Below are 12,782 nucleotides of genomic sequence, written 5' to 3' on the forward strand. Positions count from 1 at the left end.
GACAGCCTGAGGCTGCCAGCGGGACGCCACACACGCAGATGTACTTACTTGCCTGTCCGCCGCACGAGATGTCGTATCTGACAGGGGCGACACTACACAATCGCTGGACTCGCCCGCAAGAGTCCGCCCCCCCTGCGCACCCATCGTCGCTGTGGAGAGCGCAAGGTTTTCCCCGCCTTATTCGAAGCGCTGCGGCATCGCGTGGCCGGGCGGTTCGGTTGACAGCCTACGGCCCGCCCCTAGAATGCCGGTTGCAGTGCCGCCCGCGGGGGCGGCACATTTCGTTTAGGCTCCGGCATTGTCTGCTGATGCTCTGACATTGCCGGTCCAGTTTCTGCCGGATGTTCTGCCGTGGTCTCCAATCTTCTGCCGACTTATAACCGCGCCGACCTTGCCTTCGAGCGGGGCGAGGGCGCCTGGCTGACCGCGACCAATGGCGAGCGCTATCTCGACTTCGGATCGGGCGTTGCGGTCAACGTGCTGGGTCACGCGCATCCGGTGCTGGTCGAGGCGCTGACCGACCAGGCGCAGAAAGTCTGGCACGTCTCCAACCTGTTCCGGATTCCGGAAGCGGAGCGCCTGGCACAGCGGCTGTGCGCCGCAAGCTTCGCGGACCTCGTCTTCTTCTGCAATTCCGGCGCCGAGGCGATGGAATGTGCGATCAAGACCGCGCGCAAATATCACGCCGTCTCCGGTCATCCCGAGCGCGTCGACATCATTACCTATGAAGGCGCCTTCCACGGCCGCACGCTGGCGACGCTCGCTGCCGGCGGGCAGCCGAAATATCTCGAAGGCTTCGGCCCTGTGGCCGGCGGCTTCATCCAGGTGCCGTTCGCCGATCTCGAAGCGACGAAGAAGGCGATCTCCGACACCACCGCCGCGATCCTGATCGAGCCGATCCAGGGCGAGGGCGGTGTGCGCGTGGTGCCGCCGGAATTCCTGCGCCAACTGCGCAAGCTGTGTGACGAGCACGGCCTGATGCTGGTGTTCGACGAGGTGCAAACCGGCATCGGCCGCACCGGCGAATTGTTCGGATACATGCACGCGGGGATCGCGCCCGACATCATGGCGCTGGCCAAGGCGCTCGGCGGCGGCTTTCCGATCGGCGCCTGCCTTGCGACTGCGGAAGCCGGCCAGGGCATGACCGCCGGCACCCATGGCTCGACCTTCGGCGGCAATCCGCTGGCGACGCGCGTCGGCAATGCGGTGCTGGACGTGGTGCTGGCGCCCGGCTTCCTCGAGAATACCCGCAAGATGTCGCTTCTCTTGAAGCAGCGGCTTGCCGAGTTGAAGGATCGCTTTCCGTCGGTGATTGCCGATGTGCGCGGCGAGGGGCTGCTGCTTGGTCTGGTCTGCGTCGTGCCGAATGGCGACATGGTCACGGCGCTCCGCAACGAAAAGATGCTGGCGATCGCGGCCGGCGACAACGTCGTGCGGTTGTTGCCGCCACTGATCCTTGACGAGGCCGGCGTCGCCGACGGCATCGCGATGATCGAACGCGCCTGCGAAAAGCTTGCGCATGCGGCCAAGCCCGTCAGCCCGGCTCCAGTCTGATGGCAAAGAGCAACGCCCGGCGCAGCGTCCGCCATTTCATCGACCTGATCGACATCCGGCCCGCCGACCTGCGCGCAATCATCGCGGACGCACGCGCGATGAAGAAGGCGCGCGGCCGGCGCAAGCGTCCGCTCGCCGGTCAGACGATGGCGATGATTTTCGACAAGCCCTCGACCCGCACGCGCATTTCGTTCGAGGTCGGAATGAAGCAGCTCGGCGGCGATGTCATCACGCTGACCGGACAGGAGATGCAGCTCGGCCGCGGTGAATCCATTCCGGACACCGCACGGGTGATGTCGCGCTTCGTCGATGCGGTCGTGATCCGCACGCTCGAACACGATCTGGTCACCGAACTGGCGCAATATGCCACCGTGCCGATCATCAATGCGCTGACGAAGCAATCGCATCCCTGCCAGGTAATGGCCGACGTGATGACCTTCGAGGAGCATCTCGGCTCGATCAAGAAAAAGACCGTCGCCTGGACCGGCGACGCCAACAACGTGCTGACCTCGTGGATGCACGCGGCCGAGCGCTTCGATTTCCGCCTCAACATCGCGACCCCGCCGGAACTGAAGCCGCAGCAATGGCTGCTGGACTGGATCGAAAGCTCGGGCGCGGCCATTCATGTCGGAACCGATCCCGACGAGGCGGTGCGCGACGCCCATTGCGTGGTCACCGACACCTGGGTGTCGATGGGCGACGAGGCCAGCAAGGCCAACCGTCACAACCTGCTGCAGCCTTATCAGGTCAATTCCAGGCTGATGGCGAAGGCGCGTCCGGACGCCATTTTCATGCATTGCCTGCCGGCCCATCGCGGTGAGGAAGTCACCGATGCGGTCATGGACGGGCCGCAATCGGTGGTGTTCGACGAAGCCGAGAACCGCTTGCATGCGCAGAAGGGCATTCTTACTTGGTGCCTGAACGCCAGCGCGCGGTAGGCTGACTGGCTCAATCTCCGTTCATTCCCGCTTAGAGCGGGAATCCAGCCTTTCCAGCTCTGGTTTTCCGCCTGCGCGGGGACGAGCGGTTCAACTTCTAGATTCAGTGCCCCGCCCATGACCATCGACATCCCGACCCGAACGCCTTCGCCCCACACCGCCGACGACACCATCCTTCCGTTCGAAGTGTCGGCGCTCGATTTGCGTGGCCGCGTGGTGCGGCTCGGGCCTGCGCTGGACGAGATCCTGATCCGTCACGATTATCCGCTGCCGGTTGCGAAGCTGCTCGGGGAGGCGGTCGCGCTCGCCGCGCTGTTCGGGTCCTCGCTGAAATTCGACGGCCGCTTCATCATGCAGACGCAGGGTGACGGGCCGGTGCGCATGCTGGTGGTCGACTATGTGACCGGCGGCCGCATCCGCGCCTGCGCGCGTTTTGACAAGGCGCGCGTCGCCGAAGCGATCGCCGAAGGCAAGGCTTCGGGCGGCGAGTTGCTCGGTCGCGGCCATCTCGCGATGACCATCGACCAGGGCGGCGACATGAATCGTTATCAGGGGCTGGTGGCGCTGGAAGGCGGCTCGCTCGAAGATGCCGCGCATGAATATTTCCTGCGCTCGGAACAGATCCCCACGCGCATCCGGCTGGCGGTCGCAGAGGAAATGCGCGCGGGCGACAGCGGCACCACGCATTGGCGCGCCGGCGGCATCATGCTGCAGTTTCTGCCCAAATCGCCCGAGCGCATGCGCATGCCCGATCTCGATCCCGGCAACGTGCCGGAGGGTGTCACCATTGAGACGCCGGACGAGGATGATGCCTGGGTCGAAGGCAAGGCGCTGGTCGAAACCGTCGAGGATATCGAACTGATCGATCCGGACATCTCGACCGAACGGCTGGTCTACCGGCTGTTCCACGAGCGCGGCGTGCGCGTTTTCGACAGCGCGCCTGTCGAAGCGAAATGCTCATGCTCGCGCGACAGTGTCGAGGCGATGCTGAAGAGCTTTTCGCAGGACGACCGCGATCACATGGTCGAAGACGGCAAGATCGCGGTCACCTGCGAGTTCTGCAATCGCACCTATGATTTCGCTCCGGGTGAAGTCGGTGCGAAGGGTGGGGCATGAGAAGCGATACAGCGCGGCATTGGGAAAGACGCTGAATGAGGCGTGATGCCCGTCAGTCGTCTGCCAGACACTTGATGTTGAATTAGTCGGGTCGGATCGCAGCGCCGAGGCCAGTCATGACCATCAGCAGCGAGACAATTAGGTGTCCGTTGTTGCGTCGTCGAGTTACGTCAGGCTTAACGAACGCCCTCGGTGCGCGTTAACGGCCCAGCTTTGGCGTAGTGCCCTGCCGGGTGCCGAGCAATTTTAACGTGTGTTGCGGCGGCGCGCTATCGATTGAAAACGTAAATTATTTCAATGTGGATTCGGGGGAAAATGTTCCGTTTTGCTATCATTGGTTGTGCAACCTAAAATAGTATTTCCCTGCCACAGGGGTGGCTAAGTGGGGTGGCGGCTTGAAATCCATATTGTTGACGGCAGCGTAGCGACACGTACCGCTTTCGCGAAATCTGCGGGCAGTATCGAAAGGCGTTCGCCTCCCACGTTAATGGGAGATCTAAATGCTTTGGCAATTCTTGCGGAAGCGAAGCAGAATCCAACAACTTGCTTATGCAATCGGGGCATGTCTCGTTGTGGATTGCTCGATCACTGACCATGCGTCGGCACAGCAGGCGGCGGACAAACCGAAGGTGGTCGAAGTCCCGGTACCGGTGGCAGTGCCAGTCCAGGTCCAGCCAAAAGTCGTGGATTGGGCTGGATTTGGTTGGGGGCTTGGGATTGCCACAAACTTCGATGTGGGCGGCAATCGCGTAAACACAGCATCGGTCGTAAACAACATCGTTCGAGTCGAAGACAGCACAAGCAACGTCAGCGTCAGTTTTGTGTTGGAGGCGCATTATTTCCTGAGGGATTATCTATTCGGCTTCGATGGCAAAGATTCCTGCACTTCAAAAGGCAGAAGCCCATATAACTGCACCGAACTGGCACATGGACCCTTCGTGGCGATTGAAGTGGGTGGTGGAGGCGCTTCAGCCCCCAATGCAAACAGCCCGATCAGCGGATATGCGATGGGATGGATGGTGGGCATGCGTCATCCCAATCTTTTGCCAAACATTGCGACTTCGACGGCGAGCTGGAATTTCGGAGTCGGTCTGCGCGTCAGTCCTAACGGGAAGGTTCTCGGCGACGGCCTGGTTGCGAATCAGCCTCTGCCGGCTGGTGACTCGATCCGCTACAAGACCGAACCGCGGTTGGGCGTCATGATAATGTCGACCTTCAGTTTCTGACGGCCGATATGGTGACGGAGAGGTCGCCGCCGGATGGCTGCACTCTGCCGAGCTTTCGACATCTCTGCTGAAATTGTTTTGCCGTTACCTGCGAATTCTGCAATCGCACCTGTGACTTCGCGCCGGGTGAAGTCGGCGCGAAGTATGGTGCTGCGAATGAGGACGCGTTGCACACGTTGTCATCGCCCGCCAACGGGTCCGCGCGAAGAGTGGAACAATGACAGGCTCGGCCGGCTATCCGGTAAATGCAAATTGTCGGCATTGGCAGGCTGGATGCCCCGCCGTCGCGGGGCGAGACAAGAGAGGGTGATCAGCCGCCCAGATTTGCTTTCAGAAAATCCTGGAACGTCGCCCAGGATTTCTTGTCGGCATGCTCGCGGTAAACCGGCGCGCCGAAGACCGTGAAGGCGTGCGGGGCGCCGGAATAAACCTCGAGGTCGTATTTGACGCCGGTCTTTTCGAGCTCTTCGACGAACGCTGCGACCTCGGGCATCTTGATGATGGTGTCGGCGCCGCCATGCGCCACGAAGATCGGCGGCGTGTCCTTGGCATAGCTCTGGCCCGCCGGCGTCGCGAGGCCGCCGTGGAAGCTGGCATAGCCCTTGACCTTGTCGGCCTTGCCCGAGCGCGCGAGTTCGAGCGTGGCCGTGCCGCCGAAGCAGTAGCCCATCACGACGACATTGCCCTGGCTGCGCTTCTGCGCTTCCGACAGGCCGCCGAGCAGCAGGCTGCGCATCTTCTCGCGGTCCTTGTAGAGCTTGCCGGTTTCGGCCATCCGGGCTTCGAGCGTTGCCGGCCGATTGCCTTTGCCAAACAGATCGACGGCGAAGGCGTCGTAGCCCATGTCTGCCAGCATGTCGGCGCGCTTCTGCTCGTAACCGCCGAGACCGTCCCAGTCATGGATCACCAGGACGAGACCCTTGGAAGGTCCGGTGGCCTTGGCGAAATAGCCTTCGAAATCCGCGCCGTCGACTTTGTAGCCAACGGTATCGCCGGCAAAGGCGGCGGTGCCTGCAAAGATCGCGATCAGGGCGGCCAGAACAGCTTTCATTTTCGATGTCTCCACTGAGCGTTCATGCGGGCGTCTGGCCTGATCATCCCGCGCTTGATGTCGGCCGGCAAGGCCAGTCGGGGCGCCCGGCTGCGGCGGACCCGACGCCCCGGGTTGCCCCGGCCGCCGTCCAGCGGCTAGAGGAAGGGCTGTGAGAGTTCCAGACCGGGTGGGGTGCGTGAGCGACAATCCAGTGATCATCGCCGGTGGCGGCATCGGCGGGCTTGCGACCGCGCTGACGCTGCATCAGATCGGCGTGCCGTGCGTGGTGTTCGAAGCGGTGCGCGAGATGCGCCCGCTCGGCGTCGGCATCAACATGCAGCCCAATGCCGTGCGCGAACTTTACGATCTCGGCTTCACCCAGGCCGATCTCGACCGCGTCGGTCTTCCCGCGAAGGAATGGGCGCTGGTCGGGCTCAACGGCAACGACATCTATTCCGAACCGCGCGGGCTGCTGGCCGGCTATCACTGGCCGCAATATGCGGTGCATCGCGGGCTGTTCCACATGATGCTGCATGATGCGGTGGTTGCGCGGATCGGGCCGCAGGCGGTGCGGCTCGGCAGCCGGGTCAACGGCTATCGCAACAATGCCGATGGCAGCGTCACCGCGCTGATCGAACATGCCGACGGTTCGACTTCGGAGACGCGCGGCGCGCTCTTGATCGGCGCCGACGGCATCCACTCGGCGATCCGGGCGCAGATGCATCCCGACCAGCCGCCGATCCACTGGGGCGGCGCGATCATGTGGCGCGGCACCACCTGGGGCAAGCCGATCCGATCGGGCGCATCCTTCGTCGGCCTCGGCACCCATCGCGAGCGGGTGGTGTTCTATCCAATCTCGCATCCCGATCCGCAGACCGGGCTGTCGATGATCAACTGGATCGCCGAGGTCACGCTGGACAATTCCGAGGGCTGGAAGCAGAGCGGCTGGTTCCGGCAGGTCGAGACCGACGATTTCGTGCGGCATTTCGACGATTGGGTCTGGGACTGGCTGGACGTTCCGGCCTTGCTGCGGAATGCCGAAGCGGTGTTCGAAAATCCGATGATCGATCGCGACCCGGTTCCGACCTGGCGCGACGGCCCGGTGCTGCTGCTCGGCGATGCCGCGCATGCGATGTATCCGACCGGTTCCAATGGCGGCAGCCAGGCAATCATGGACGCGCGCCTTCTGGGGGCGGCGATGGTCGAGCAAGGCGCGACGGCCGAGGCGCTGGCCGCGTTCGATGCGAAGCTGTGCGGGCCGATCTCGCAACTGGTGCTGCGCAATCGCGGCGCCGGTCCGTTCGGGCTGCTCAACATGGTCGACGAGCGCTGCGGCGGAACCTTCGACAATATCGACGACGTGATCCCGCCGCAGGAGCGCGCCGAGTTCATGGCGGGCTACAAGGCCGCGGCGGGCTTTGCGATCGAGACCCTCAACAAGGCGCCGCAAACGATCGCGCCGGGTGCGCGGGTGCGGGCGGTGGAGGGCGTGGCCTGACGCTGTTTCCGCGCCGAGCTCGCGCTCAGTTGATCGTGCGCGGCGTGTGCACCGAGTCGAGCGAGAAGGCGGGAATATCGATGTCGAAATTTTCGCCTTCCTCGGTGACCATGCCGTAGCGTCCGGCCATGATCCCCGAGGGGGTCTGCAATGGAACTCCGCTGGTATATTCGAAGCTCTCGCCCGGCGGGATCACCGGTTCCTCACCCACCACACCCGCGCCGCGTACTTCCTGCACGCGCCCGAACGCGTCGGTGATGTGCCAGTAGCGGGTCTTGAGCTGGACTGTCTCGCCGCCGTTATTCGATATCTCGATGGTATAGGCCCAGAAAAACTGGCTCTTCTCCGGCGCCGACCGATCGGACATGAACCGCGGCGTCACGGTGACTTCAATATTGCGTGTGGTGGCGCGGTACATGCGATCCTGCGTCCGGCCCAGATTCAGCGATCAATAACAGCTTCAATTCGCGACTTGCAACCCGGACCACGCTCGGCGAATGTCTGACGCGAACGGATTGGTGTGAACGAACCCGCAATGGCGAAAGCGATACCGACCGACCGCGATCTGCGGCTCGACCTGTTTCGTGGCGTCGCCCTCTGGTTCATCTTTCTCGGCCATATCCCGTCCAATATCGTCGCCTGGATCACGATCCGCAATTACGGCTTCAGCGACGCCACCGAAATTTTCATCTTCGTGTCGGGCTTCACCGCCGCCTTCGTCTATGGGCAGGCGATGCGGAACTACGGGTTCGTGGTGTCGAGCGCGCGCATCCTCAAACGCGCCTGGCAGATCTATGTCGCGCATATCTTTCTGTTCGTGATCTATATGGGCCAGATCGCCTACGTGGCGCGCGGCTTCCAGAACCCGCTCTATGCGGAAGAAATGAACGTCCTGGAATTTCTGCAGCAGCCGGACGTGACGCTGGTTCAGGCGCTGCTCCTGAAGTTCAAGCCGGTCAACATGGACGTGCTGCCGCTCTACATCGTGCTGATGGCCTGTTTCCCGCCGGTGCTGTGGCTGTTGCTGAATCGGCCGACGATCGCGCTGGCGCTGTCGGTCCTGCTCTATGCCTTGACCTGGGAGTTCGGCTGGAACCTGCCGGCCTATCCGAGCGGCCACTGGTTCTTCAATCCGCTGGCCTGGCAGCTCCTGTTCGTATTCGGGGCCTGGTGCGGGCTGGGCGGCGCCGGGCAGCTCAAGTGGCTGCTGCAGTCGCGGATTACGCTGACCGTCGCGATTGCCTATCTGGCCGTGGCGTTCCTGATCACGCTGACCTGGCATATTCCGCGGCTGGCGCCCTACGTGCCGCGCTGGCTCGCCGAGCAGATCTATCCCATCGACAAGACCAACCTGGACGTGCTGCGCTTCGCGCATTTCCTGGCGGTGGCGGCGGTCACGGTCTATTTCGTGCCGCGCGACTGGCCGCCGCTGCGGTCCCGCTGGGCCTACCCGGCGATCCTGTGCGGGCAGCATTCGCTGGAGATTTTCTGCCTGGGGGTGTTTCTGGCCTTCGCGGGCCATTTTGCGCTGGTCGAAATCTCGCCCGGCATCCTGATGCAGGTACTGGTCAGCCTGTTAGGCATTTTTATAATGGTCGCCGTGGCCTGGTTGCTGTCGTGGTACAAAGCGGCGACGGCACGGAAGGTCGCCGCCCGCGCGGTTGACGCTGGCGCCAAACCCTCGCTAGGAGGCGAGGCATGAGGGCATTGATTTTTACGGTTTTTGCGCTCGTTCTGGTCGCCGCCTCCGGCCCGGCGCACGCCCAGATTCAGCCGCAGGCCCCAGCCGACCAGCCCCAAACGTCCGATACGGTGACCGTGCCGCTTCCGGAGTCCGACCCCTGCGAGGTGCCGGGCTATATCCTTTTCGGCGAGAGCAAGCTGGACCATGTTCGGAAAGTGGTGGAGGAGGACAAGCGCCTGACCGTGCTGGTCATCGGTTCCGGTTCCTCGGTGATGCCCGGACCCGACGGGGTCGGAAAGGCCTATCCCGGCAAGCTGGAACAGGCGCTGCGCAAGCGTTTTCCGGGCGTGGACATCAAGGTCATCGCACTTGCGAAATCGCGCCAGACGGCCGCGGACATGAGCCAGGCCCTGGAAAAGGCGCTGCTCGACCATAAGCCCGATTTGGTGATATGGCAGACAGGCACGGTGGACGCGATGCGGGGGGTGGACCCGGAGAGCTTTCGCACTTCACTCGACGATGGGATCAACCATATCGTGGATGCCGGTGCCGACCTGATCCTCATGAACATGCAGTACAGCCCGCGCACCGAAACCATGATCTCGCTGTCGAACTATGCCGACATCATGCAGGTGGTGGCGCGCGATCGCGAGGTGCCGCTGTTCGACCGGCGCGAGATCATGCGCTACTGGAACGACAACGGGAATTTCGACCTCAACCTTGCCACCAAGGATCTGGCGACCGCCTACAAGGTGCATGATTGCCTCGGCCGTGCGCTGGCGTCGCTGGTGGTCGAGGCGTCCAATCTTGACGGCATCAAAGCGAGACCGACCCAGTGAGCGCGTTTGCCCGCCCTTTTCGTCTTCCGACATCGTTTGCCCTGATCGCCGCGCTGCTGGCGCTCGGCGCCGGCACTGCTCACGCGGAGGACCGCACGCCGAGTCTGGCCGCCGTGACGCCGGCCGCGCCCGCGGCACCGCCGCCCTGCGCCGCGCCTGACGATGTCACGCGGCTGACGAACCCGCTGGCGCGAACCGGCCGCCGGCTTGCGGCCGGAGAGCCTATCAAGATCGTGGCGATCGGCTCTTCGTCGACTGCGGGGGCCGGTGCGAGCGCGCCTGACAAGTCCTATCCCGCGCGGCTTGCGGTCGAACTTGGAGCCCGCTTCCCGGCCCATCGGATCAGCGTCATCAATCGCGGCGTCAATGGCGAGGAAGCCAGCGACATGATCAAGCGCCTCGACGACGGCGTGCTGTCGGAGCGGCCGGACCTGATCCTGTGGCAGGTCGGCGCCAACGCCGTGCTGCGCGACAGCCCGATCCCCACGGTTCGCTCGGATATTCTCGAAGGCCTGCGCCGGATGAAGTCGTCGGGCGCCGACGTGGTGCTGATCGATCCGCAATTCGCGCCCAAGGTGCTGGCCAAGAAGGACGCGGGGACGATGGTCGAGTTGCTGGCGACCACGGCCAAGGCCCAGCATGTCGACCTGTTCCGCCGCTTCGCCGTGATGCGGCACTGGCGTCAGGTCGCTCGCATTCCGTTCGAGGCGTTCATCTCGGAAGACGAATTGCACATGAACGACTGGAGCTATGGCTGTCTGGCCAAGCTGCTCGGCGGCGCCATCGCGGAGGCGGCCACCCGCTCGACCCTGACCGCGCACGCCCGCTGAGGCGCCATTTTTCAGGATAATGGGGGACAGGCGCGGATCGCGCCTTTGCGGTCCCGGCATCATCATCTAGACCCGTGAAGTCCCGTGCGTCCCCGTGGAAGCGGGGACCCAGAGCTACACTTTTTCTGGGCTCCCGCTTGCGCGGGCGCGAACGGGGCTCGGGCAGCGATGGTGCGAATGGAGACGGAGCGCTTGGCGCGGACCTTTGACGGAAGCGGCAGCGGAATTCTTCCCGACCGGTCGATCCTCAAATTGACCGAGGCTGGGTCCATCCGTCCGTCCGCCGCCTATGCCGACGGCCAGGTGCAGCCGGCCTCGCTCGATCTGCGGCTCGGTCCCGTGGCCTATCGCGTGCGCGCCAGCTTCCTGCCCGGCTCGCAGGCGACTGTGGCGGAGCGTATCGATGCGCTGCGCCTGCACAGCATCGATCTGACCGGCGGTGCGGTGCTGGAGACGGGCTGCGTCTATATCGTGCCGCTGATGGAAAGCCTGTCGCTGCCCGCCGATATTTCCGCCACCGCCAATCCGAAAAGTTCGACCGGCCGGCTCGATGTGTTCACCCGCGTGATCGCCGATCGCTCGCGCGGCTTCGATCAGGTTGCGGCCGGTTATGAGGGGCCGCTTTACGCCGAGATTTCGCCGCGCACCTTTCCGGTGCTGGTGCGGCAGGGCTCGCGGCTGTCGCAGATCCGCTTTCGCCGCGGCGACAGTGTGCTCGACGCCGCGCAATTGGCCACGCTGCATGAGCGCGAGCGGCTGGTCGATGCCGACGATGCCGACCTCACCGACGGCGTCGCCGTCGGCGTCGATCTGTCCGGCGATTTCGCGGGCGGTTTGATCGGCTATCGCGCCAAGCGGCATACCGGCCTGATCGATGTCGATTTGCGCAACGGTTACGACGTCGCCGAATTCTGGGAGCCGATGAATGCGCGCGCGGACCAGAGCCTGATCCTCGATCCGAACGAATTCTATATTCTTGCGTCGAAGGAGGCGGTGCAGGTGCCGCCCGACTACGCCGCCGAGATGGTGCCGTTCGATCCGCTGGTTGGCGAATTCCGTGTGCATTATGCCGGGTTTTTCGACCCGGGTTTCGGCTATGCCGGCGCAGGCGGGCGCGGCGCGCGGGCGGTGCTCGAGGTGCGCTCGCGCGAGGTGCCGTTCATCATCGAACATGGCCAGATCGTCGGCCGCCTGGTGTATGAGGCGATGATGGCGCGGCCTGACACGCTCTACGGACAGGGCATCGGTTCGAATTATCAGGCGCAGAGCTTGAAGCTGTCGAAGCATTTCCGAAGCTGATCTTGCTGCCGCTCGATCCATTCGCCCTTTCGCTGTTTCTGCTCGCTGCCTTTATCGGCGGCGTCACCACCGGGCTGGCCGGCTTCGCGATGGGGCTCGTGGTGTCGGGCGTGTGGCTGCATATCCTGACGCCGGTGCAGACCACGGCGCTGATCGTCGCCTACGGGCTGTTCGTTCAGGCGCACGGCGTCTGGACATTCCGCCGCGTGGTCGACCTGCGCCGCGTCCTGCCGCTGATCGCGGGCGGCGCCATCGGCGTGCCGCTCGGCGTGATGCTGCTGGCGCATCTCGATCCGGCCATCGTGCGTCGCGCGGTGGGCGTGCTGCTGGTGCTCTACAGCATCTACGGGATGATGCGGCCAAGGCTCGCGCCGCTGCGCGCCAACCTTCCGGCCGACGGGGCGATCGGCTTTTTCAATGGCGCGCTCGGCGGACTGACGGGCCTCGCCGGCCCGATCGTGGTGATCTGGTGTCAGCTCAGCGGCGTGCCGTATCAGGCGCAGCGCGCCATCTTCCAGCCGGTCATTCTTGCGGCTTTCGTCATGACCGCGATCGGGCTTGGTGTCGAGGGCGCGATCACGCGCGATTTGCTGGTGCTGTTTGGGCTCGGCCTCCTGCCGGTCGCCGCGGGCATCTGGCTTGGCGTGCATCTCTACGGCCGGCTGGACGAAGCGGGCTTCCGCCGTGTGATCCTGGTGCTGCTGCTGCTGTCGGGCCTGGTGCTGCTGGCGCCGGGATTTCCGTGATGGACGCGGCAGGCTTGCG

General features: G+C 63.9%; 12 protein-coding genes. 10 read left to right on the forward strand and 2 right to left on the reverse strand.

Annotated features, from left to right (window positions below; all coding sequences use genetic code 11):
• Positions 1–351 precede the first annotated feature (351 nt).
• The 4 genes from AC5I5I_RS19290 (at position 352) to AC5I5I_RS19305 (ending at position 4,834) form a co-directional block, all read left to right on the forward strand.
• Positions 352–1,554: an aspartate aminotransferase family protein gene (locus tag AC5I5I_RS19290; protein ID WP_495975638.1), complete on the forward strand. Its 1,203-nt coding sequence runs from the start codon at positions 352–354 to the stop codon at positions 1,552–1,554.
• On the forward strand, positions 1,554–2,492 hold the full coding sequence (argF, locus tag AC5I5I_RS19295) for an ornithine carbamoyltransferase (protein WP_495975639.1): 939 nt from the start codon (positions 1,554–1,556) through the stop codon (positions 2,490–2,492). Before AC5I5I_RS19290 ends, argF begins: the two co-directional genes overlap by 1 nt.
• A 117-nt stretch (positions 2,493–2,609) precedes the next feature.
• Entirely contained in the window at positions 2,610–3,608 is a 999-nt protein-coding gene (locus AC5I5I_RS19300) for an Hsp33 family molecular chaperone (RefSeq protein ID WP_495975641.1), read from the forward strand.
• Between the two features lie 500 nt (positions 3,609–4,108).
• Positions 4,109–4,834: a hypothetical protein gene (locus AC5I5I_RS19305; protein WP_495975643.1), complete on the forward strand. Its 726-nt coding sequence runs from the start codon at positions 4,109–4,111 to the stop codon at positions 4,832–4,834.
• Between the two features lie 310 nt (positions 4,835–5,144).
• On the opposite strand, the gene AC5I5I_RS19310 is transcribed toward AC5I5I_RS19305, so the two are convergent.
• Positions 5,145–5,885, reverse strand: coding sequence for a dienelactone hydrolase family protein (locus tag AC5I5I_RS19310; protein WP_495975645.1), 741 nt, complete (start codon positions 5,883–5,885; stop codon positions 5,145–5,147).
• Positions 5,886–6,063: 178 nt separating this feature from the next.
• Here AC5I5I_RS19310 and AC5I5I_RS19315 point away from each other — a divergent pair, with 178 nt between their 5' ends.
• Complete coding sequence (locus AC5I5I_RS19315; protein ID WP_495975647.1) at positions 6,064–7,365, forward strand: flavin-dependent oxidoreductase; 1,302 nt, start codon at positions 6,064–6,066, stop codon at positions 7,363–7,365.
• 25 nt (positions 7,366–7,390) lie between these two features.
• Here AC5I5I_RS19315 and apaG read toward each other — a convergent pair whose 3' ends face one another.
• Positions 7,391–7,783, reverse strand: a complete 393-nt coding sequence (gene apaG, locus AC5I5I_RS19320) for a Co2+/Mg2+ efflux facilitator ApaG/CorD (protein ID WP_495975649.1) — start codon at positions 7,781–7,783, stop codon at positions 7,391–7,393.
• 117 nt (positions 7,784–7,900) lie between these two features.
• Between apaG and AC5I5I_RS19325 the strand changes: the two genes are divergently transcribed.
• The 5 genes from AC5I5I_RS19325 to AC5I5I_RS19345 all read left to right on the forward strand — a co-directional run bounded on the left by AC5I5I_RS19325 (position 7,901) and on the right by AC5I5I_RS19345 (position 12,763).
• Positions 7,901–9,067, forward strand: a complete 1,167-nt coding sequence (locus AC5I5I_RS19325; protein WP_495975651.1) for an OpgC domain-containing protein — start codon at positions 7,901–7,903, stop codon at positions 9,065–9,067.
• Entirely contained in the window at positions 9,064–9,888 is an 825-nt protein-coding gene (locus AC5I5I_RS19330; RefSeq protein ID WP_495975653.1) for an SGNH/GDSL hydrolase family protein, read from the forward strand. The genes AC5I5I_RS19325 and AC5I5I_RS19330 overlap by 4 nt, the downstream gene beginning before the upstream one ends.
• Positions 9,885–10,718 carry an SGNH/GDSL hydrolase family protein gene (locus AC5I5I_RS19335; protein WP_495975654.1) on the forward strand — a complete coding sequence of 278 codons (834 nt, stop codon included), beginning with the start codon at positions 9,885–9,887 and terminating at the stop codon, positions 10,716–10,718. Before AC5I5I_RS19330 ends, AC5I5I_RS19335 begins: the two co-directional genes overlap by 4 nt.
• Before the next feature lie 177 nt (positions 10,719–10,895).
• Entirely contained in the window at positions 10,896–12,017 is a 1,122-nt protein-coding gene (locus AC5I5I_RS19340; protein WP_495975656.1) for a 2'-deoxycytidine 5'-triphosphate deaminase, read from the forward strand.
• 2 nt (positions 12,018–12,019) lie between these two features.
• Complete coding sequence (locus tag AC5I5I_RS19345; RefSeq protein WP_495975658.1) at positions 12,020–12,763, forward strand: sulfite exporter TauE/SafE family protein; 744 nt, start codon at positions 12,020–12,022, stop codon at positions 12,761–12,763.
• Positions 12,764–12,782: the final 19 nt, after the last annotated feature.

This window comes from Pseudorhodoplanes sp. (assembly GCF_059499825.1).

Bases quoted from the DNA above. Each gene is read 5' to 3' on its own strand.
- argF (WP_495975639.1), top strand. From the start codon at position 1,554: ATGGCAAAGAGCAACGCCCGGCGCAGCGTCCGCCATTTCATCGACCTG.
- AC5I5I_RS19300 (WP_495975641.1), top strand. From the start codon at position 2,610: ATGACCATCGACATCCCGACCCGAACGCCTTCGCCCCACACCGCCGAC.
- AC5I5I_RS19305 (WP_495975643.1), top strand. From the start codon at position 4,109: ATGCTTTGGCAATTCTTGCGGAAGCGAAGCAGAATCCAACAACTTGCT.
- AC5I5I_RS19310 (WP_495975645.1), bottom strand. From the start codon at position 5,885: ATGAAAGCTGTTCTGGCCGCCCTGATCGCGATCTTTGCAGGCACCGCC.
- apaG (WP_495975649.1), bottom strand. From the start codon at position 7,783: ATGTACCGCGCCACCACACGCAATATTGAAGTCACCGTGACGCCGCGG.
- AC5I5I_RS19325 (WP_495975651.1), top strand. From the start codon at position 7,901: ATGGCGAAAGCGATACCGACCGACCGCGATCTGCGGCTCGACCTGTTT.
- AC5I5I_RS19330 (WP_495975653.1), top strand. From the start codon at position 9,064: ATGAGGGCATTGATTTTTACGGTTTTTGCGCTCGTTCTGGTCGCCGCC.
- AC5I5I_RS19340 (WP_495975656.1), top strand. From the start codon at position 10,896: ATGGAGACGGAGCGCTTGGCGCGGACCTTTGACGGAAGCGGCAGCGGA.